Origin of the sequence: Lactococcus formosensis, assembly GCF_037892375.1 — a bacterium.
Lineage (GTDB): Bacteria > Bacillota > Bacilli > Lactobacillales > Streptococcaceae > Lactococcus > Lactococcus formosensis.
This window is the reverse complement of the sequence record NZ_CP141721.1, coordinates 758,081-779,200: the sequence shown is the minus strand read 5'-3', so window position 1 is coordinate 779,200 and position 21,120 is coordinate 758,081. Positions and strand designations below refer to the sequence as shown.

The 21,120-nt window shown below is 39.8% G+C and carries 21 protein-coding genes and 1 tRNA gene; 5 read left to right on the top strand and 17 right to left on the bottom strand.

What is annotated here, in order from left to right:
• Positions 1–24: 24 nt before the first annotated feature.
• From ruvB to argR, 8 genes are all read right to left on the bottom strand, one after another.
• A complete protein-coding gene (gene ruvB / locus VNN39_RS03830; RefSeq protein ID WP_017369531.1) occupies positions 25–1,023 on the bottom strand; it encodes a Holliday junction branch migration DNA helicase RuvB in 999 nt (332 codons plus the stop codon).
• A gap of 37 nt (positions 1,024–1,060) precedes the next feature.
• Positions 1,061–1,651 (bottom strand): Holliday junction branch migration protein RuvA, encoded by a 591-nt coding sequence (gene ruvA, locus VNN39_RS03825; RefSeq protein ID WP_338997887.1) that lies wholly within the window; start codon positions 1,649–1,651, stop codon positions 1,061–1,063.
• Positions 1,651–2,613 carry a glycosyltransferase gene (locus tag VNN39_RS03820; RefSeq protein ID WP_338997886.1) on the bottom strand — a complete coding sequence of 321 codons (963 nt, stop codon included), beginning with the start codon at positions 2,611–2,613 and terminating at the stop codon, positions 1,651–1,653. Before VNN39_RS03820 ends, ruvA begins: the two co-directional genes overlap by 1 nt.
• 20 nt (positions 2,614–2,633) lie before the next feature.
• Positions 2,634–4,520, bottom strand: coding sequence for a DNA mismatch repair endonuclease MutL (mutL, locus tag VNN39_RS03815; protein ID WP_338997885.1), 1,887 nt, complete (start codon positions 4,518–4,520; stop codon positions 2,634–2,636).
• Between the two features lie 170 nt (positions 4,521–4,690).
• Positions 4,691–5,347 (bottom strand): hypothetical protein, encoded by a 657-nt coding sequence (locus VNN39_RS03810; protein ID WP_338997884.1) that lies wholly within the window; start codon positions 5,345–5,347, stop codon positions 4,691–4,693.
• 69 nt (positions 5,348–5,416) lie between these two features.
• The gene (gene mutS / locus VNN39_RS03805) at positions 5,417–7,924 is read right to left on the bottom strand and encodes a DNA mismatch repair protein MutS (protein ID WP_339007242.1); all 2,508 of its coding nucleotides are present in this window, start codon (positions 7,922–7,924) and stop codon (positions 5,417–5,419) included.
• 103 nt (positions 7,925–8,027) lie between these two features.
• On the bottom strand, positions 8,028–8,375 hold the full coding sequence (locus VNN39_RS03800) for a YlbF family regulator (RefSeq protein ID WP_017369537.1): 348 nt from the start codon (positions 8,373–8,375) through the stop codon (positions 8,028–8,030).
• Positions 8,365–8,811: an arginine repressor gene (gene argR / locus VNN39_RS03795; RefSeq protein WP_017369538.1), complete on the bottom strand. Its 447-nt coding sequence runs from the start codon at positions 8,809–8,811 to the stop codon at positions 8,365–8,367. Before argR ends, VNN39_RS03800 begins: the two co-directional genes overlap by 11 nt.
• Before the next feature lie 374 nt (positions 8,812–9,185).
• Here argR and argS point away from each other — a divergent pair, with 374 nt between their 5' ends.
• From argS to VNN39_RS03785, 3 genes are all read left to right on the top strand, one after another.
• A complete protein-coding gene (argS, locus tag VNN39_RS03790) occupies positions 9,186–10,874 on the top strand; it encodes an arginine--tRNA ligase (RefSeq protein ID WP_165712317.1) in 1,689 nt (562 codons plus the stop codon).
• Between the two features lie 313 nt (positions 10,875–11,187).
• On the top strand, positions 11,188–11,388 hold the full coding sequence (locus VNN39_RS10095) for a TFIIB-type zinc finger domain-containing protein (protein WP_422393572.1): 201 nt from the start codon (positions 11,188–11,190) through the stop codon (positions 11,386–11,388).
• A 183-nt stretch (positions 11,389–11,571) separates the two neighbouring features.
• A complete protein-coding gene (locus tag VNN39_RS03785; protein ID WP_165712318.1) occupies positions 11,572–11,856 on the top strand; it encodes a hypothetical protein in 285 nt (94 codons plus the stop codon).
• 61 nt (positions 11,857–11,917) lie between these two features.
• On the opposite strand, the gene VNN39_RS03780 is transcribed toward VNN39_RS03785, so the two are convergent.
• The 5 genes from VNN39_RS03780 to VNN39_RS03760 all read right to left on the bottom strand — a co-directional run bounded on the left by VNN39_RS03780 (position 11,918) and on the right by VNN39_RS03760 (position 14,413).
• Positions 11,918–12,802: an NAD(P)-dependent oxidoreductase gene (locus tag VNN39_RS03780; RefSeq protein WP_165713983.1), complete on the bottom strand. Its 885-nt coding sequence runs from the start codon at positions 12,800–12,802 to the stop codon at positions 11,918–11,920.
• A 10-nt stretch (positions 12,803–12,812) separates the two neighbouring features.
• Positions 12,813–13,019 (bottom strand): hypothetical protein, encoded by a 207-nt coding sequence (locus tag VNN39_RS03775; RefSeq protein ID WP_165713981.1) that lies wholly within the window; start codon positions 13,017–13,019, stop codon positions 12,813–12,815.
• A gap of 53 nt (positions 13,020–13,072) precedes the next feature.
• A tRNA-Leu gene (locus tag VNN39_RS03770) sits at positions 13,073–13,155 on the bottom strand.
• A gap of 47 nt (positions 13,156–13,202) precedes the next feature.
• Positions 13,203–13,571 (bottom strand): DUF1634 domain-containing protein, encoded by a 369-nt coding sequence (locus tag VNN39_RS03765; protein WP_096368927.1) that lies wholly within the window; start codon positions 13,569–13,571, stop codon positions 13,203–13,205.
• Positions 13,568–14,413, bottom strand: coding sequence for a sulfite exporter TauE/SafE family protein (locus VNN39_RS03760; RefSeq protein ID WP_165712323.1), 846 nt, complete (start codon positions 14,411–14,413; stop codon positions 13,568–13,570). The genes VNN39_RS03765 and VNN39_RS03760 overlap by 4 nt, the downstream gene beginning before the upstream one ends.
• A 109-nt stretch (positions 14,414–14,522) precedes the next feature.
• Between VNN39_RS03760 and VNN39_RS03755 the strand changes: the two genes are divergently transcribed.
• Together VNN39_RS03755 and zwf are read left to right on the top strand one after the other, a co-directional pair.
• Positions 14,523–14,702, top strand: coding sequence for a hypothetical protein (locus VNN39_RS03755; RefSeq protein WP_165712325.1), 180 nt, complete (start codon positions 14,523–14,525; stop codon positions 14,700–14,702).
• Between the two features lie 23 nt (positions 14,703–14,725).
• Positions 14,726–16,213 (top strand): glucose-6-phosphate dehydrogenase, encoded by a 1,488-nt coding sequence (zwf, locus tag VNN39_RS03750; protein WP_165712327.1) that lies wholly within the window; start codon positions 14,726–14,728, stop codon positions 16,211–16,213.
• 172 nt (positions 16,214–16,385) lie between these two features.
• Here the strand turns inward: zwf and VNN39_RS03745 are convergent, their stop codons facing one another.
• From VNN39_RS03745 to VNN39_RS03730, 4 genes are all read right to left on the bottom strand, one after another.
• A complete protein-coding gene (locus tag VNN39_RS03745) occupies positions 16,386–16,913 on the bottom strand; it encodes a YqeG family HAD IIIA-type phosphatase (protein WP_096368923.1) in 528 nt (175 codons plus the stop codon).
• A gap of 71 nt (positions 16,914–16,984) precedes the next feature.
• On the bottom strand, positions 16,985–18,115 hold the full coding sequence (dnaJ, locus tag VNN39_RS03740) for a molecular chaperone DnaJ (protein WP_017369549.1): 1,131 nt from the start codon (positions 18,113–18,115) through the stop codon (positions 16,985–16,987).
• A gap of 212 nt (positions 18,116–18,327) precedes the next feature.
• A complete protein-coding gene (locus VNN39_RS03735; RefSeq protein WP_338997880.1) occupies positions 18,328–19,554 on the bottom strand; it encodes a coiled-coil domain-containing protein in 1,227 nt (408 codons plus the stop codon).
• A gap of 181 nt (positions 19,555–19,735) precedes the next feature.
• Positions 19,736–21,097 (bottom strand): CHAP domain-containing protein, encoded by a 1,362-nt coding sequence (locus VNN39_RS03730; protein WP_338997879.1) that lies wholly within the window; start codon positions 21,095–21,097, stop codon positions 19,736–19,738.
• Positions 21,098–21,120: the final 23 nt, after the last annotated feature.

The following is a 21,120-nucleotide window of genomic DNA, read 5'->3' as shown; positions in this document are numbered from 1 at the left end:
AAAAATACTCCATATAGAGTATTTTTATTTTTCTTGATAAGGATAACCTAGATGTTCATAGGCTTTAGGCGTCGCTTTACGCCCTTGTTTCGTTCTAATGATAAAGCCCTTTTGAATCAGATAAGGTTCATACATATCTTCAACAGTCTCTTGGTCTTCTGCTATATTAACAGCTAATGTCCCTAAACCTACAGGTCCTCCATTATACATTTCAATCATTGTACGTAGAATTTTTTGGTCAATATAGTCAAGACCCGCATTGTCAACATCCAAAATCTGAAGTGCTTTATCTGTGATTTCTTTATCCACACGACCATCACCCATAATTTGCGCAAAATCTCGAACACGCTTCAGTAAACGATTGGCGATACGCGGTGTACCTCGGCTCCGTAATGCAATCTCAAGTGCACCTTGGTCCACAATCTCTACTTCAAATATATCTGCTGTACGCTTAACAATTTCCTCCAAGTCCCGCTCAGTATAATATTCCATATGGGCTGAAATTCCAAATCGCGCACGTAGTGGATTTGAAAGCATTCCAGCACGTGTTGTTGCGCCCACTAAAGTAAAAGGCGGCAAGTCCAAGTGCACCGAGCGACTACCATCGCCAGACCCCAGCATAATATCAATATAGAAGTCCTCCATAGCTGAATAAAGAACCTCTTCTACCTGCATAGGCATGCGATGGATTTCATCAATGAAAAGAACATCTCCTGGCTCAAGTTCATTCAAGATAGCAACCAAATCTCCCGGCTTTTCAATTGCTGGACCAGACGTTTGTTTGATGTTTACCCCTAGCTCATTCGAAATAACAAAGGCCATGGTTGTTTTCCCCAGACCCGGAGGACCAAAAAGAAGCACGTGATCCAGTACTTCTTCACGTAGTCTTGCTGCTTTGATAAATATTTCAAGTTGTTCTTTAACCTTGTCTTGACCGATGTATTGATTGAAAAATTGAGGCCTTAAAGACTTCTCAACCATCATTTCATCTTCAAGTGGTGTTGCAGATAAGTTTTCGTTCATTATTTTTATTATAACAAAAATCCGTAGCGTACGGATTTTATTTCATCATTAATTTGAGGGCAGCTTTGATATACTCTTCACTTGTCAATCCAGTTTCAGCTTCAAGTTTCTTCTGAATTTTCTTAAGTTCAGTTGCTTTATAGCCTAGGGCTTGCAAAGCTTCAATCGCTTCAATAAGGGCTAGATTTTCATTTTTAGCAGTGGTTTTGACCATTTCAGCTGAAGCTGTAGCATCAAACTTACCAGCTAAATCCAGAACCATCTGCATCGCTGTTTTTTTACCGACACCTGGAAATTTTGTCAAGTACTTGATATCACTATTGTCAATCGCATGCACAAGACCCACGTTATCATCGGCAGCAATGATTGCTAAGGCAGATTTTGGCCCAATGCCTGATACGCTAATCAAACGTAAAAACAAAGCTTTCTCTGCATCATCCATAAAGCCGTATAAGCTATGCGCATCTTCCCGAATAACTTGATGCACATATATTGTAATCCCTTGATTCATCATATGAGACCAAGCATAGGGATTTGCCACATTGATGAGATAACCAATATTTGCGACATCAACAACGATATACGTTGGCGTAATTTTAACTAGCTTGCCTTGAAAGTATTCGTACATTATTCCTCATCACCTTCTGTGTTAATAAAGTCTTGGATAATAAAGCGTGGACGTGCTTTAACTTCAAGGAAAATTTTACCGATATACTCACCAATAATCCCGAGAGCTAAAAGCTGAATCCCACCTAGCCCAATAATGGCAACCATAATTGAAGCCCATCCAGTTGTTGGGAAACCTCCGATGAAGTGACGTACTACAACATAAATCCCAGCTACAAAAGCAAGAAGGAACATTGTCAATCCAGTCCAAAAAATAAAACGCATCGGTGTTGCTGAAGTGGAAGTGATGCCATCAATCGCAAAACTCACCATCTTTTTGAGGGGATACTTGCTTTCCCCTGCAAAGCGTTCCCCACGTTTATAGTAAACATTGGTTGATTTATATCCCACAAGAGGGACCATTCCACGTAAAAAGAGATTTACTTCCTCATACTCAGCCAAACCATTTAAGGCGCGACTGCTCATCAGGCGAAAGTCTGCCGAATTGGGCACAGATTCACTGCCTAATTTCTTCATCAAGCCATAAAAAGCCATTGCTGTACGACGTTTAAAGGCCGTATCAGTATCACGATTATCACGTACACCATAAACTACTTCGTAGCCCTTTTCATACTCCTCAAGCATCGCATCAATAGCATTGATATCATCCTGCAAGTCTGCATCCATCGAAATAACAGCATCTGCTAAGTCTTTAACTTGCATCAAACCTGCCAAAAGTGCATTTTGGTAACCTCTGTTACGTGAGAGATTGATACCACTAAACATCGGATTAGCCGCATGTTTTTCTTGAATTTTTTCCCAGGTGCTGTCTCGCGAACCATCATTAACATAAACAACACGGCTTTTTTCATCAATCTTGCCAGCTTTTTTCAAAGCTGCATATTTCTCTTCAAGGCGGCGTGATGTTTCATCAAGTACCAATTCTTCGTTGTAACAAGGGACTACCATGTATAAAGTTGTCATTTTTCTTCTTTTCCTATTTTTTAATTTATATTCTTCCAACTTGCGGCTTTGGAGAGATGAGTTTCTTGACGACGTCGGAACATTTTTTCTAAATCTCCACCATTAAAATGGACAATCGTCGGACGTCCATGCGCACAAGAGTAAGGATTCTCACAGGTAGCAAGTTCTTTGACTAATGCTCGCGCTGATTCTGCATCAAGGGGATGATTTGCCTTAATCGAGCTCTTACAAGCTACCATTGTCGCCAAGTCGTGTCGATATTTTTTGACCGAGAACTCTTTTGTCAAAAGGATTTCATCAATCATCTCATAAACTGTTTCTTCTAAGTCATTTTCTTGAAGCCAAGTGGGATGTTCTCTCAGAATAAGTTGATTTTCTCCATATTCTTCAAGGAACACCCCCGCCTCTTCCAAAATCGATTTTCGATCTAAAAGCATCAAAAAATCATTCTTTGGAAGACTAAAAATGTATGGAGCCAGCAAAATCTGTTGATCCATGCTGACTTCACCGATTTTATCACGCCAATATTCATATTTTATGCGTTCTTGAGCTGCATGCTGATCGATAATATATAGACCATCCTGCGCTTGACAAAGCAAGTAAGTAGCATGCAGTTGCGCCAGATATTCCAGGTCAGGAAAGGGCTGCTTTTCTTCTACTATCTTTGAGCTTCCAATCGGTTGCTTTTCTTCAACCACAACTTCTTCGAAAATAGAGGCTGTGCGGAGTTCTTCTGAAGGTACAACATCCTCCTGAGGTATACTGTACTCCTCATGCACCTGAATTTTATCAACAAAGAAATCCTGACTTACCTTATCATAATAAAGGTTTGTTGATTTGCTCCCACTTATAACTTCTGGTTGTTCCTCTACTTTCGCGCGCCGGGAATTTAGATTTTCCAATGCATCAGGAATTAAAGTTTGCTCCACAAAAACACTTTGAATTGCCTCCGTAATCAAGCGCATCAGTTCACGCTCTTTTGATAAGCGTACTTCTTGTTTCGTCGGGTGCACATTAACATCGGCTAATTGCGGATCAATCTTAATGGAAAGCACAGCAATAGGGAAACGCCCTACCATCAATCGGTTTCCATAACCTTCGAGGATTGCACGGTTCAACAAGAAATTTTTGATAAAGCGTCCATTTATCATCAAAGTGATGTAATTACGGTTTGCACGTGTTAGCTCAGGTAGACTCACATATCCCGAAAGCGTAAAGTCTAAATCTTCCGCTTCTACTTTTAACATTTTTTTAGCAGTCGGAAGGCCATACACACTTGCAATAACTTGCCGTAGGTTACCATTCCCCGCCGTCTTCATCAGCTCCCTACCTTCATTAATCAGTGTAAAAGAAATCTCAGGGTAAGCCATACTTTGACGATTAATGACATCCGTGATATGGCTAAGTTCCGCTTGCAAAGAGCGAATATATTTTAAGCGTGCCGGCGTATTGTAGAAAAGGTTTTGTACAGTAACTTTGGTTCCTTCTCTTTGGGCAATTGCTTCTAATGTGTCCACTTTTCCACCATGACTAATCAAACGCGTGCCTGACTCTTCATCTGTCACACTCGTCTCAATAGAAAATTCACTAACTGAAGCAATCGAAGGCATCGCTTCACCCCGAAAGCCGAGAGTACGGATTTTAAACAAATCCGCTTTGTTTCTTATTTTACTGGTTGCATGCCGCTTCAAAGACTTAGCAACATCTTCTTTTTCAATCCCCGTTCCATTGTCAATCACTTCAATGAGTCGTAAGCCACTCTCTTGAATTTTTACAACGATTCGTGTCGCACCAGCATCAATTGAGTTTTCTACTAATTCTTTTACAACGCTAGCAGGCCGTTCTACCACTTCACCAGCTGCTATCTGATTAGCAAGTGATTCATCAAGTTCGATTATTTTTCCCACTTATTCAGACCTCCGCATCAAGCGACTGTTTCTCTTTTTCATAGTCAGTACTTATTATAGCATATTTTCAAGAGACAAATTTGAAAGCTGAAGAGCTTCTTGACAACAAAGAGAACCTCTCCTGAAATACACCGGAGAGGCCTCTCATATTATCACTTCATCAATCTATTTTAATACTGAAGCTGATCCATGTTACTAAATATAGCTGCACCAAGAATCATAAAGAAAAGTAAAAGCAGTACGATGACTATTGCGCCAATGATAAAAGCAACTAGACCTGCACGATTCCAGCCATCCATAACCTTACGAAACTCTTCTTCATCACGGTAGTGATTGTCTGGATTTTGTAGGGCCCAACGTTCCCCATTGATACCGAAAACAATAGCCCATACAATACCAAAAATCCAGCCAAGCCAGGGAATGAACACCAGTAAACTGAGTAAACCTAAATAAGAACGATTAGCTATACCAAAGAAGACAGGCATAGCCATTGCACCCCAGTTCCATTTTGGATTTATGCCTGATTTGACACGGTTATCTGCCAAAAAAGGCTCGTCTGCATAATTATGTTGAGAAACTTTAGGTTCTTCTGTTACCTCTTTTTCAGAAATAAAATCATCATTTATTTCTGAAGAAAAAGGTACTTCAGTCTTTTCTTCCGTTGTAGCTTCTATGACTTCCACTGGCGTATCTTCAGGGCTCTCTGTTTCGGCCACTACAAGAGTTTCTTCTGTTATTTCAGGAGCAATGTCAGCTGCCCCTTCTTCCATATTTTCAACTTCGGGGATTTCCGGTGTTTCTACGATTTTATCTTTATCTTCCGCCATAGACTCTCCTTTTAACACTTCTTTATTTATTCACTTTATTCTAACAATTTTACTATTAAAAACCAAATCTTATAGTCTATCTTTAAGCTCCCACAGAAAGTTTAAAGCTTCACGCGCCGTCATATTATCGACATTCGTTTCTTTTAACATTTCAATCAGCTCTTGATGATTGTCTTCAAATGCAAAAAGACTCAATTGTTCTTTTTCAACTTCAGGTGCCTTACTCATCACCGGCTTATTCTCCAATTTTTGCAGAATAATGTCAGCACGTTCAAGTAATTTTGAGGGCAGTCCTGCAATTTTAGCAACATGAATACCATAGGATTTATCTGCTGGACCTTCCGTAATCTTATGCAAGAAGGTCACATTACCCCCCTTCTCTAAAGTAGCAACGTGTACATTTTCTAGCTCTTCAAGACTGTCTGACAACTCCGTTAACTCATGGTAATGCGTCGCAAAGAGCGTCTTAGCATGGATATTATCATGTATATACTCAATAATCGACTGCGCCAGAGCCATTCCATCATAAGTTGCAGTGCCTCGTCCAAGTTCATCAAAAATAATTAAAGAATGCGACGTAGCATGTTGGATAGCATGATTGGCTTCCATCATCTCAACCATGAAGGTCGACTCACCTGAGATTAAATTATCACTTGCACCAATGCGTGTAAAAATCGCATCAAATATTGGAAGTTCAGCTACCTCAGCTGGTACGAAAGAGCCCAACTGTGCCATAATGACAATCATCGCAAATTGACGCATGTAGGTTGATTTACCAGACATATTTGGCCCTGTGATGAGTTGAATTGCAGTTTGATCTGGTAACTTAATGTCATTTGGTACGTATTCTTGAGCTCCGAGAACACTCTCAACCACAGGATGACGCCCTTTTATAATGTTGACCTTACGCTCTGGAGTAAAAATTGGACGGATATACTGGTATTTTTCAGCAACGGTCGCTAGGCTTTGCAAACAATCAATACTGGCAATTGCTTTTGCTAATTTCTGCAAGCGCGAGATATATTGTTCAGTCTCTGTACGTACTTGCGCAAAAAGATCGTATTCTAAAACACTCGATTTTTCACGCGCTTCAAGCATAATTTCTTCAATTTCAGCCAACTCTTTTGAACCAAAACGTTCAGAATTTTTCAATGTTGCCTTACGATAAAAGTGATCAGGAACACTGCCAAGCTGACTCTGCGTAATATGGAAATAATAACCGTCTTTGCGGTTAAAATCAATTCTTAATGTCGGGATTCCTGTGTTGGCTTTTTCTTTCGCTTCCAACTCTGCTATCCATGAGGTACCATTTGTTAAAGCTTCCCGATATTTATCCAGTTGCTCATTATAACCTGTCTTAATGACTCCTCCTTCAGTAATGACACGCTGGGCTGATTCATCAATTGCTTGGCGTATTAAGCTGATAAGTTCCGGAATTTCATCAAGTTGAGAGATTAAAGGGTCCAGAGCCGCATTGTTCATGGTCAGTAAAACATTTTTAATGCCTGGGACATTAGACAAGGAATTTTCTAACTGTAAATAATCAACGGGAAGAACTTTACCGAAGGACACACGAGAAGCCAAGCGTTCAAGGTCATAAACTCCCTTTAGAGCCTCAATCAAATCTGCACGTTCAAAGAAATTATCCACAAAGAGTTGCACAATATCCGCACGTTTCTTGATTTCACTGGAAGAAATCAACGGACGGTCTACCCAGCTACGGAGTAAACGTGTGCCCATAGCTGTTTTGGTTTCATCAAGCAACCAATAGAGCGTCCCATGTTTTTTTCCTTCTCGCTTATTGGCGGTTAACTCTAGAGAAGACTTCGTTGCAAAGTCCATTTGCAGAAAATCTTTTATTTCATAATGTTCCACTTCCTGCAAGTGACTCAAATCCCTTAATTGGGTGCGATTAACATAGGCTAGGAGCTTTGAAGCTACTTGATTCTCCAAGGGAGCAAGTGTTGATGAAATATCTTCATAATCATATTGTTCTGAAACCATCACATTCAGCTGTTTTTCAAAAACATGTCTATCACCGTCTGATAGCTCATATCCAACAACAATTTCACGTGCTTTTAGGGATGATATCTCACTGAGTGCTGATGAAAAATCAGATAACTGCGTTGCTTTGAATTCGCCTGTCGATAGATCCATATAAGCCAAAGCAAATGTCGCAGTGGATTGATCTAGAGCCACTAAAAAGTTATTCTCCGTTGTTAAGCCCACATCTACAGCTGTACCTGGTGTGATAACTTGAGTGACGGCGCGTTTGACGATACCAACAGCTGTTTTAGGATCTTCCATTTGCTCTGCCACAGCAACTTTATGGCCCAGATTCACAAGTTGTTCGATATATTGCTCTGCTGAATGGTGAGGAACACCTGCCATCGGAATCGGATTTTCTGCATTCTTATTGCGCGAAGTCAGAGATAATTCTAAAATTTGGGCTGCATTCACTGCATCTTCATAAAAAAGCTCGTAAAAATCTCCCATGCGAAAGAGCAAAAAAGCATCTGGATAATCAGCTTTGATATCAAGATATTGCTGCATTCCTGGTGAAATTTTTTCAGACATATAATTCTTCTTTCTATTGAAAATTCTTTGCTTCTATTATAACATACAAAAAGCCAGCTCAACCTTGTAGGTAAAACAAAAAGGACACAAGATCCTTTTCCTATCATCCTTCATGTCCTAAGGCTTCATTAACTTTACTTTCTATCTCACCTGTCACATAGTTCAAAAGAGCATCAACAGGCTGCATTTTTAAAAGATAGTCTTCAACTAAGGGGTCATTTTTTAGAGACTTGTGTATCCTTTGCGCTGCATTGGATGTCTCTTTAAAGGCCTGTATCTTGCCTATTTTTTGATAGAGAACAGCCTCTTTCTGAAGCTCCTTCATTTTACTTTGTTGCTCAAACACTTCTTTTTCTTTTTGTAAGGCATCTTCTGCTTTTTGAAAGGCCTTAACATAATCCAAATCAAGAATATGAGCTATCAATTTTTCTTTACTTGCATTATAAGGCATCTTCAATCTCCAAGGCTAAACTTTCTGCTGTCGCTTCATCCCTGCAGATGAGCAATAAGGTATCTGCACCAGCCAAAGTCCCTAAAATTTCTGGTCGTTGCTCATCATCAAAGGCATTCGCCAAAAGATCTGCCTCTCCTAAGTGTGTATGTACAACTACGTTAACACTAGCTACATCAACTTTCAGTACAAAGTTAGTCAAGTATTGTTGTAACAAAGATTGTGAAGGAGAATTAAGCTCTGTCAAAAAAACATAAAAGCTCTTGCCATCTTCACGTTTTTTGATAATATGCAACTCACGAATATCACGTGACAAACTCGCCTGAGTAATCTTTACCCCTCTAGATTCTAGGACACTCTGAAGTTCTTCCTGTGTCGCAATCTTATTTTCAGAGATAATTTGCTTAATTAAATTTAATCGTTCTTCTCTTTTCATAGTCTCATTATAGCATAAAAATAACAAACAAAATACAGGAATGAAGGCGCATTTATCATTATCTCAACTTATTATTTATACATATTTTCCCTCTTGGGATAAAAATATATGCACCCATCCTCATAAGACCAATGGATAAAGAGACCTCTTCCTTGCTTCAACCATTCCATCTTCTAATCCAAAATGTATAAAAATACAAAATATATCTTTTATTATTTTTTCAGTCCGTAAATTCAACACATCGCACAAAAAAACATTTATGAAAAATAATGCTCTTTATCCTATGAGTTATTTGGCTCACTTCACTCATAAAGCTTAAAATTTAACACAATAAGCACTATACTTTTTTATTTCTATTATGGTATAATTATTCCATGAATGAAAAACTATTAGCAGCAAAGTCTTTGTTCGCCGTACTCGATGGTGCGCTTGAACTCGAACAAATCGAAAATTTGCTTGAAAAACCAAAATCATCAGAAATGGGCGACATCGCATTTCCAGCTTTCAGTTTAGCCAAGACTTTGCGCAAAGCCCCACAAATCATCGCTGGTGAAATCGCTGAGAACATTGATGCTACTGGCTTTGATAAAGTAGTTGCTACTGGTCCTTACGTGAATTTCTTCCTTGACAAAAAAGCTGTTGCCACAGCAGTTATCAATGAAGTTATCACTGAAAAAGAAGACTATGGCGACCAAAATATCGGTCATGGTGCTAATGTTCCTATTGACATGTCGGCTCCAAATATTGCCAAGCCTTTTTCTATTGGTCATTTGCGCTCAACAGTCATTGGGGACTCTCTTTCGAAGATTTATGAGAAGATTGGTTACAACACGATCAAAATCAATCACTTGGGAGATTGGGGTAAACAGTTTGGTCTCTTGATCACTGCTTATAAAAAATATGGGGATGAAGCAACAATCACTGCTAACCCAATCGATGAGTTATTGAAGCTCTATGTGCAAATCAATGCCGAAGCTAAAGAAGATCCAGCGGTAGACGAAGAAGGTCGTGCTTGGTTCCTTAAGATGGAACAAGGTGACGAGGAAGCCCTTCGCATCTGGAAATGGTTCTCTGATGTCAGCTTGATTGAATTTAACCGTATTTACGGTAAATTAGGTATTGAGTTTGATCACTTTACAGGTGAATCTTTCTACTCTGATAAGATGGATGCCGTTGTTGAAGACTTAGAATCAAAAGGCTTAATGCACGAATCTAAAGGTGCGATGGTTGTCGACCTCGAAAAGTATAACCTCAATCCTGCTTTGATTAAGAAAACTGATGGTGCAACCTTGTACATCACACGTGACTTGGCAACAGCAATGTACCGTAAAGCAACTTTTGATTTTGTAAAATCACTTTATGTTGTTGGTGGCGAGCAACAAAACCACTTCAAACAATTAAAAGCAGTACTCAAGGAAGCCGGTTATGACTGGTCAGATAACATGACACACGTGTCCTTTGGTATGGTTACGCAAGGCGGGAAAAAATTCTCAACACGTAAAGGTCACGTTGTTAAACTAGAGACAACACTTGACGAAGCGGTAGAACGTGCTCTGAAGCAAATCAACGAGAAAAATCCTGACTTGCCAAACAAAGAGCGTGTCGCACAACAAGTTGGTGTTGGTGCCGTGAAGTTCTACGACTTAAAAACAGACCGTAACAATGGTTATGACTTCAACCTTGAAGAGATGGTTTCATTTGAAGGTGAGACTGGCCCTTACGTACAATATGCGTATGCACGTATCCGTTCAATCTTACGTAAAGCAAACTATGTACCGCAACCAGTCAATGTTGAAGAAACACCAGCTGAAGCTTGGGAAATTGTGAAGTTACTCCAAGACTTTGGTAACATTGTTAAACGTGCTGCCGATAAGTATGAGCCTTCTATCATTGCGAAATACTCAATTTCCTTGGCACAAGCTTTTAACAAATATTATGCACATGTACGTATCCTTGAGGACAACGAAGGGCTTCAAGCACGTTTAGCGCTTGCTAATGCAACTTCTCTTGTCTTAAAAGAAGCATTGCGTCTGCTTGGTGTGGAAGCACCAGAGGAAATGTAAGTTTTCAAAGTTACAAAAATAATTTTAAAAATGAGCTGAGGATAGTATCAAAATCCTTTGGCTCATTTTTTTCATAGATGTTAGTGCAAAAAAATTAACCTCCTACAGATGATTGTCATTGAAATGTAAAACATTGAGCTGATTTATTCTTTTTTGATAAAATTAAGCTGGGATTTTTCATAAATACTCAAAAAAATAATCACAAGGAAGTAAGGATGTCTGCAAGTAATCTGGATAAGAACTTTGAGCTTATACCGTCACCTAAAAAACCGAAGGCTAAAGGTTATTGCAAAGGTTCATCGGAGAATCTACAATGAGAAATAACGCTATGAAAGCTATCAACTGTCAAAATTGTGGGGCTTCTGACTTTATAAACTTAAACGGTAAAACTATTTGCGCCTACTGCCATACTGAATACAGAATATCAAACTCTAAATATCGTCATCGAAAATTTTTCTCGATAACAATAAGTCTTTTTGCTATTGTTATCCTATCATTATTAAAATACGTATAACCGTTCTATCTGCAGCAAGCAAAAGAACCCGCTTCCCCTAGTACTGAAATACAAAACGAAAAATACGAAAATACTCAAAAGAGCGACGAGCTGCCATCAATTCCTCCTCCAGAACAAAAATATAGCTTTGCAGACAAAAAGAAGTTTGCTCACGACAATATTACCAAACTTCAAGGGTGGAATTTGGAAAAATTTAATCAAATCCAAGTCGCCCAAACCCATCTTTCAGAAAACAACAAGCATTTGACATACAGTGAGGGAGATCTTTTTACAACTGTCATCCAGAATGTGGGGAGTCAGCCTACTCATCTCAAAGAAGATATTGATGGTTATTTTAACCCTATTCACGTGGCAACTTGGAGTACAGGAGAGTTACTTGCAGAAGGCTATGTCTCAATCATCATCGTTTACGACGATACTACGAATAATATCATCAGTAAACATTTATCAGGTTCACTCTATGAATAGATAAAAAACGAAGATATAAATAAAATCCACTACAATTTTGTGTGGATTTTATTTATATCTTCTATTTATTCGGTCTCACGCCTTCTGGCCACCAAAGTTTAATCAGCGCTTGGGTACCATCATTTTCATATCCTTCTTCTGCTAAACGATCATAAAGTTTTTTCGCTCCTGCTGTGGCAGGAAGTTCAATCCCCATTTTTTCAGCCTCAACTAAAGCAATTCCTAAATCTTTAATAAAATGTTTAACGAAGAAGCCCGCACTAAAGTCCTCACGTAAAATACGTGGTGCATAATTGGTCATTGACCAAGTAGCAGCCGATCCGCCGCCCACTGTTTGAAGGACTTTTTCTACATCTAAACCAGCTTTATCTGCATAAACCATTAGTTCTGTCATTGCAGTCATCGTTCCCGCAATTGCGATTTGATTCGCCATTTTGGTATGTTGGCCCGCTCCTGCTGCACCTTGACGTGTAATTGTTTTACCTATAGTTTCAAAGTAAGGCAAGAGATGTGCATAGGCTTCTTCCTCACCACCTACCATAATTGTTAAGCTGGCATTCTTCGCCCCAATGTCACCTCCCGATACTGGAGCATCTAAAGCCGAAGCCCCCGCTTCTTTTGCAGCCTGATAGATCTCTTGTGCCAAAGCAGGCTCTGATGTTGTCATATCTACTAGAAACGTACCTTGTACATCTGCCTTAAATACACCTTTTTCGCCGAAATAAATTTCGCGAACATCTTTGGGATAGCCTACAATAGAAAAAACAATATCCGTTACTTCTGCAATTTCTTGCGGTGTCGCGCAGTAAGTTGCTCCACGCGCTACTAAAGAATCAGTTTTTGCTTTTGTTCTATTATAAACATACAGCTCATTGCCTGCATCAAGTAAATGCCCTGCCATTGCTGCGCCCATTACTCCTGTACCGATAAATCCGATTTTTGCCATGATTTCTCCTTTATTTGTTCAATCTTCTTTGCCTTGCTACTGTTCGACGTAAGGCTTTTATCTTTTGATTACGGTAATCTTCTAACTTATAGCTTTTCAGCAATTTTTCAATCCCAATACGCGTTAAGCCAACTTCCTCTCCTATATTTGCTAATGCGCGGAGGGGGTTTTCATCTATACGCTCCTGTAGTTCTTCTTTTGTCAATCTCCTTGCCATATATTCACCTCTTAAATAAAAAAATCCCGCCTAAGCGAGATTGTAACTAGTTATGGGGGAGAGGGGATTTGAACCCCCACGCCCTTACGAGCACATGCACCTGAAGCATGCGTGTCTGCCATTCCACCACTCCCCCAGCACTACCTATAATACCAGTTTCAATAGTGTTTTGCAAGAAATAGCTTACGCGCCTGTATGCCCTAAAAAGATGGCTAAAATCAGGACTGCAAGTACCAACATTGTAATAATAACGTACATCTTATCGCCCTCTTTTGCGAAGGCAAAAATAGAAGCAACCACACGAAGTACAGGTGTTAAGATTAAAAGAAACAGACCAGTCATAAGCCAAGCGAAGGGTTTAAAAGCGACAAGCCCCTCTGCAATTTCCGACAAGCCTCGAGGATAAGTCGTCCCTGGGTAACCAGAATGCCCCGTGAAAACAAACATCATTAAACCAATAATGATGATTGCCGAACTAATAAATACACCTGTCCTTAAAATTTTTCCTATTCTGAGTTCAATTTCAAGTAATTTTTCTTTTTCTTCTGTCATAAGCCAAGTCCTTTAAGTATCATTTGTAAAGCCATAAGACCAATTACAGGAATAAATATCAAACGAATCGTCCGAGCAGGTAAATGTGGCATAATACGTGAGCCGATGGCTGCCCCTGCTACAATCCCTATCGCTAAAGGGCCTGCTAAGGACGGATCAACATAACCGTTAAAGAAATAAACTGTCGCTGACGCTGCTGCAGTTACGCCAATCATGAGGTTTGAGGTTGCGGTTGACGGTTTGAGTGGCATTTTCATCGTTGTATCCATGGCCAAAACCTTAAACGCCCCCGAACCGATACCTAAAAGTCCTGAAGCTATTCCTGCCCCAAACATAATCGATGCACCAGCTGGGACTTTTTCCACTTGATAAGCGACCTCTTTTCCTGTTTGCTTATCAAAGTAAGAAGAATTAAGCTTCATCTTTTCTGCCCACTTGTCTGAGGTAACGTTTTGTAAGACTTTTTCACCTTGGTGTAGCTTGCGCCACATATTGTAGGCTTGAAAAATTAATAAACAAGCAAAAAGAATATTTAATACCGCAGCATTAAATAATCCAGCTAAAAATGCTCCTAGTAAGCCACCAATCGTAGTAAATATTTCCAAGAACATGGCAACACGAACATTGACTAGATCATCTTTTAAATAGGAAATGGCGGCACCTGAACTCGTTGCAATAACAGCGACAATACTTGCACCGATTGCATACTTTATATCCACACCAAAAAAAGAGGTAATAATCGGAGTGATAATAATTCCACCACCAAGACCTAAAATGCTTCCTACAATACCGGCAACAACGCCAAGTACAAGCATAGAGAGTGTAAAAGTTAATAAAGACATATCCCTATTCTATCACTTTCATACGAAAGAATCTCAGTTCAAAGGTGCAAAGATAATTTTGTGATATAATTTTCTTAGTAGTAAATTTTTCTAATACAAGGAAATCATTATGAATCGTAAAGAGCTTGAAGAAAGACTTCAAAAAGAATTAAACTTACCTTTTTATCGTGCTAAAATTGCTGAGCGTAACTACACAGAAGCTGAGTATCAGGATATGAAGACCCAGTTAAACAAAGACTATCTAGACTATGTCGATACCTATATCGACTATGCTGAGAATGATGTTTGATAATTAATAGAAAGAAGATATTTATGAGTAAACAAGTACTTTTTACCATGTTTGGTGCAACTGGTGACCTCGCAAAACGAAAACTTTATCCCGCCCTTTTCCAACTTTATAAAAAAGGTGAGATTGCTGAAAATTTTGCAGTGATTGGTACTGCTCGTCGCCCATGGACCGATGAGTATTATCGCCAAATTGTCATCGAATCTTTGTCCGGTTTAAGTAGTAACCAAAAAGAACTCGACGCTTTCTCAAGCCACTTCTACTATCAAAGCCATGATGTAAATGATAGCAGTCACTATCATGCCCTCAAAGAGCTCGGAGATCGGCTCCGAGAAAAGTACGATACTGCCTGCAACCAAGTTTTCTATCTGGCTATGGCACCACAATTTTTCTCAATCATTGCGAACCACCTCAAATCAGAAAAGATTCTGACAGGTAAAGGTTTTGAACGTGTCATTATCGAAAAACCTTTCGGAAGTGATTTAGAAACAGCTAAAGAACTGAATACTGCACTTAAAGATGTCTTTTCGGAAGATCAAACCTTCCGTATCGACCACTATCTCGGAAAAGAAATGATTCAATCCGTTTCAGCTATTCGTTTTGCTAACCAAATGTTTGAATCAATCTGGGACAAAGATCACATCGATAATGTACAGATTACATTTGCTGAAAGTATTGGTGTTGAAGATCGCGGTGGTTATTACGAAACGAGCGGCGCGCTCAAGGATATGATTCAAAATCATGTGCTTCAGGTTTTGGCTTTACTGGCTATGGAAAAGCCCCAAACTTTTACACAAGAAAATATTTTGAAAGAAAAGGTCAAAGCTCTCCACAGCATTCGCAAATATTCCAAACAAGAAGCTCTTGAAGCCTTTATCCCTGGACAATATATTGAAGGTAAAATTGACGGTAAAGAATTTGCGGCCTATCGTTCTGAGCCTTCTGTAGCGCCAGATTCTAATACAGAAACTTTTGCTGCTGGGAAATTCCTTATTGATAATGACCGTTGGGCTGGCGTACCTTTCTACGTACGTAGTGGAAAACGCCTGACAGAAAAAGGCACACGTATCAATATTGTCTTCAAACAAGACCCTAACAATATTTTTGATACAGCTCTTGGGGAAAACATTCTTACAATTTATATCCAGCCTACTGAAGGTTTCTCGCTTACAATCAACGGTAAAGAAGTCGGCCAAGGCTTCAATATCGCCCCTATCAAATTGGGATACCGTCATGATGCAGCAATTTTAGGAAATTCTCCTGAAGCTTATGAGAAACTCTTGCTTGATGTCCTCCACGGTGATGGTACCAACTTCTCCCACTGGGAAGAAGTTTCCCGATCTTGGGAACTCATTGACGTCATCCGTCAAGCATGGGATGAAGCCCATCTAGATCTTCCGAAATACCCTGCAGCAAGCATGGGACCACAGGAGGCATTTGATCTTCTCGAAAAAGATGGAAAACATTGGATCTGGCAACCCGACCAATGGTATAAAGAGCGTGGTTTAATGTAAATAAAAAAGAAACTTCATTGAGGTTTCTTTTTTTCCACACATTTATTCACAGTTTTCCACATTTTTGTGAATAAGGTGTGTAAAACTGTGGAAAACTTGGGATAAGTAGAAAGATATAGTGGAAAACCTCTGGAAAAGACTGATAAAATAAAATAACTCTGCATCAGCAGAGTTACAATCTCGTATTCCATTTTGGATAACCGTATTTTCGAATCAACTTTTTCCACACACGACGCTCACGCCAACGGTTAAACTTGGTACTCCAACCGTCAGACTCCACCAATTGTTTCACGAGAATACTGCGAACACCTGCACGATGAGCTGCTCGAATATCTGTCATTAATTGATCCCCAACCATAATGACATGGTCTGGTTGTTCCCCAAGTTTAACTAAGGCTTTATTTATCCCCCAAGCAAAAGGTTTCATCGCACGTGAAACAAAGTCAACATCAAATTTAGCAACTGCACGTTTGACGCGGTCATGTTTGTTGTTAGACACCACAATAACCTTTATACCATTTGTACGCATAGTTTGTAGCCACTGGTGCAATTCGGGCGTGCCGTCAGGATTATTCCAAGCGATAAGTGTATTGTCTAAGTCCACCATAATTCCCCGGATATCTCGCCTTTTCAAGTTTTCCACATCCAAGTTATACACAGCTTCTAAAAGATAGTCTGGTTTATAATTCACAAGTTTCATAAAAACATTATATCAGATACACCCTCATTTACCTAATTGATAAATAAAAAAAACTGTCTAATGACAGTTTTTTATTTAAATTTATCGAAAAAACCTTTTTTCTGCTCTGAAACATTTTGTCCGCTAGCTTTTGCAAACTCACGCAAAGCATCACGTTGGGCATCATTCAGCTTTTCAGGTGTTACAATATTAATCACAACGTGTTGGTCCCCCTGACCATTGCCACGTAGTTTAGGGGCCCCTTTCCCCTTAAGACGGAAGTTGGTTCCTGTTTGTGTACCAGCAGGAATCTTCAACTTCACATTACCATGAACGGTCGGTACTTCAATCTCATCACCTAATGCTGCTTGAACAAAGTTCAATGGCATTTTGTAATAAATTTCACTGCCATCACGTTCAAATTTATCACTCGCAGCTACTTGGAAGCGTACATAGAGATCACCGTAAGGACCTCCGTTTTCCCCAGCATCACCTTGGCCTTGAAGACGCATTTGTTGACCTGATTCTACACCAGCTGGTACTTTTACCTTAACAGTATGTGCCAATTTTTCGTGACCTGTACCATGGCATGTTGGACAAGGAGATTTGATTTCTTTACCTGTACCATGACAAACATCACAGACGACATTAGTTGACATACGACCTAACGGGGTATCTCGAATAACTTGGGTTTGACCTCGTCCATGACATTTATGACATGTTTCAGCATGAGTACCAGGCTTAGCGCCTGAACCCGCACAAGTATGACAGAGCTCTTCACGATGGTACTTGATTTCTTTTTCAACACCGAAAATCGCCTCTTCAAATGTCAAATTGATACGATATTGTAGATCATCCCCTTGACGTGGTGCATTCGGATCAGCTTGTCCCCCACCGCCGCCAAAGAAGCTTGAGAAAATATCTTCAAAACCACCAAAGCCGCCTGCACCTTGGAATCCGTCAAAGCCAGAGAAACCACCTTGACCGCCACCAAAGCCACCATTAGCACCTGCGGCACCATATTGATCGTAGCTGGCGCGTTTTTGTTCATCACTTAAAGTTTCATAAGCTTCTTGAACTTCTTTGTACTTGTCTTCTGCACCCGGATCTTTATTAATATCTGGATGATACTTTTTAGACATCTTTCGATAAGCTTTTTTAATTTCGTCTTGGCTGGCATTTTTATCCACACCTAGGCGTTCGTAAAATTCTGTGTTATTCATATGATTTAAACCTTCTTGACATGGAATTTTTTAGAGACTTACTTGGTTTTTCAACCACTTACTCTCTAAAAGTAGACTATATTCACTTCTACCATAATCTATTTTAGCATTTTTTATGACTTTTGGCAAAAAAATTAGCACTCTTATATAAAGAGTGCTAAAATATTGAGATAAAAAATACAAACCGCAGTTTGTATTTAAATGTCATTTAATTATGGACGAATGAAACTTACACCAGCTGTTGAACATTCACGTGTTGTTCCCCAACCGCCGTTGAAGTTTCCTTCAATAACTGTCATTTTTGAACCAGATACAGAAAGAACAACTGCAACGTGTCCTACGCCGCCTGCGCCTTGATTACCTGGTGGGAATACAGCAATTGTACCTGCTGCAGGTCCACTGTTGGCATAAGCCACCCAGTCGCCAGCATTTCCCATGTATGTTGGCATGTTACCACCAAAGTAGTCCCAGACAAATGCAGTACATTGACCAGCTGGATAAGGGTTAGTACCACTGTGTCCTGGATTTACTGGTTCTACTGGTTTAACTGGACCTGGATCCGGAATTGGATCTGGATCTGGTTTAGAAGAATTACCATTGCCACCTGTATTATTTCCAGTCGATGGTGTAGAAGAATTGCTATTATTAGCAGCTGGAGCTGTATTAGAAGCTGCAGGTGCTGCTGCTACAGCTTTTTCCTGTTGAGCTACTACAGACTTCGCTGCTGCCGCTTTTTCTGCTGCTGCTGCTTTTTCTGCTGCTTTTTGAGCTGCTGCTTTTTGGCTTAATAAATCTTGCTTTTTGCCTTCTGCAGTAGTTACTGTAGCTTGGTAGTCTAACTGAGCAACTTTGAGAGCAGCTTCTTGTGTCGCCAACTCATTAGCTTGCGCATCTAACTCTTGTTGGAGTTTTGTTGCTTCAGCATATTTCTTTTGGTTATCAGCTAACTTCGTTTGAATAGCTTTTTGATCAGCTTGTTGTTGCTCAATCATTGACTTGTTAGCGCCAGCAACAGTTGCCATTGCTGTCATTTTTTGAATCGCATCTGTTAAAGATTTTGAGTCCAGTACAGCAGACATATAGTTTGTTGCTGAACCATCGGTTTGTGCACTACGTGCTTGAGCTTCAAGAGCAGTATTGCGTTCCTTGATGCTCTCACTCAACTTTTGAATCTGTTGTGATTGTTCCTTTTGTTGAGCCATCAACTCATTAACTTTTTTAGTCATTGATGTTTGCTTTGATTTTAAAGTGCTTACTTGTGATTGAATTGAATCAACTTGTGCTTGCGCTTTAGCAGCTTCACTTTTTGCATTAGCGATTTTTGAATCTTGTTGTGCAATTTTTGAATCTGTTGAATCAGCCTTTACGGCAGCAAAAGGTGCGCCAGCCGTAAGCACGACTGTCGAAAGCATCAATGCTGTAATAAGTTTTTTCTTCATAAAATTTTAAATTTGCCTCCCTAGGTTAGTTCGGTAAATATAGTATATTGTATCATGTGCCCACACCCGTTTTGTAACAAATCAATTACAGTTACGTTTAATTTTGTTGCCGCAGGTTTCTGTTTTTTATCAATGCACAAAAAAACAAGCAATATTTCGATTACTTGTTTTAAATTATTTCTTAGGGACGGATGAAACTTACACCTGCAGCTGAAACTTCACGAGTTGTGCGAATACCGAGGCCTCCACCATTAGGACCTGAGAAGTTTGTTTCTGAGACAGTAAGTTTATTACCATTAACAGCTGTAACTACAGCAACGTGTCCTACGCCACCAGCGCCTTGGTTTCCTGGAGGGAATACAGCAATCGTACCAACTGCTGGTCCACTATTAGCATAGACTACCCAGTCACCTGCGTTACCGGCATAAGTAGGGATACTTCCACCAAAGTAGTCCCAAACACCCCAAGTACATTGTCCCCATGGATAAGGGTTGCTCAAGCTTGATCCTGGAGTACTTGTTGAACCTGAACCGCCAGATACATTATTATTGTTAGAATTATTTGATCCTGTATCTGGGACGTTATTTGTATTTGAGTTTGAACTTGAGCCAGTATTCGTATTTGTTGTAGTATTGTTATTTGATACTGGTTTACTTTCTTCTACAGCTGGTGCAGTGGCCGCTGGAGTTGTCTCAACTGGGGCAGTAACAACTGGTACTGTTTCTGTACTTGCAGCTGTTTTATTTTCGCTCTTAGTTGCTGCTGCTTGTTCTGCTTGGGCTTTCTGAGCGGCTTGGGCAGCTTGCTCTGCTTTAGCTTGTTGAGCTTCTACTGCTGCTGCTTGTTTAGCTGCTGCTTCTTGGGCAGCGACAGCTGCTGCTTTTTGGTCAATCAAACTTTGTTTTTTGCTTTCAGAGTTAGCAATTGTCGTTTGGTAATTCAATTGAGCAACTTTGAGGGCGGCTTCTTGGCTTGCCAACTCGTTACTTTGTGCTTCTAACTCTTGTTGAAGTTTTGTAGCTTTAGCGTATTTTGCTTCATTATCTTTCAACTTAGCTTGAATAGCTTTTTCATCTTCTTGTTGTTTTTCAAGCATGGCTTTGTTGGCACCAGAAACGGTTGCCATCGCTGTCATTTTTTGAATTGCATCAGTCAAAGATTTTGAATCCAAGATAGTAGACATATAGTCTGTCGCTGAACCATTTGTTTGAGCGCTACGTGCTTGTGCTTCAAGTGCTGTATTACGTTCTTTGATGTCTTTGTGCAAGCGAGCAATCTCTGCAGATTGTTCTTTTTGCTCCTTCATCAATTTATTTACTTCATTTGCTGTTGAAGTTTTTTTAGATTGTAAGCTATCTACTTGTGATTGAATCGCATCTACTTTTGCTTGTGCTTCTGCAGAAGAACTCTTAGCAGCGCTGATTGCTGCATCTTGTTTTGCGATTTGATCGTCTGTGCTGTCGGCTTTTACCGATCCAAGGCTTGCCCCCGATGATAAAATGACCGTCGACAACATTAGTGCTGTGATAAGTTTCTTTTTCATAGTTTTCTTTTCTTCCCGTTTTC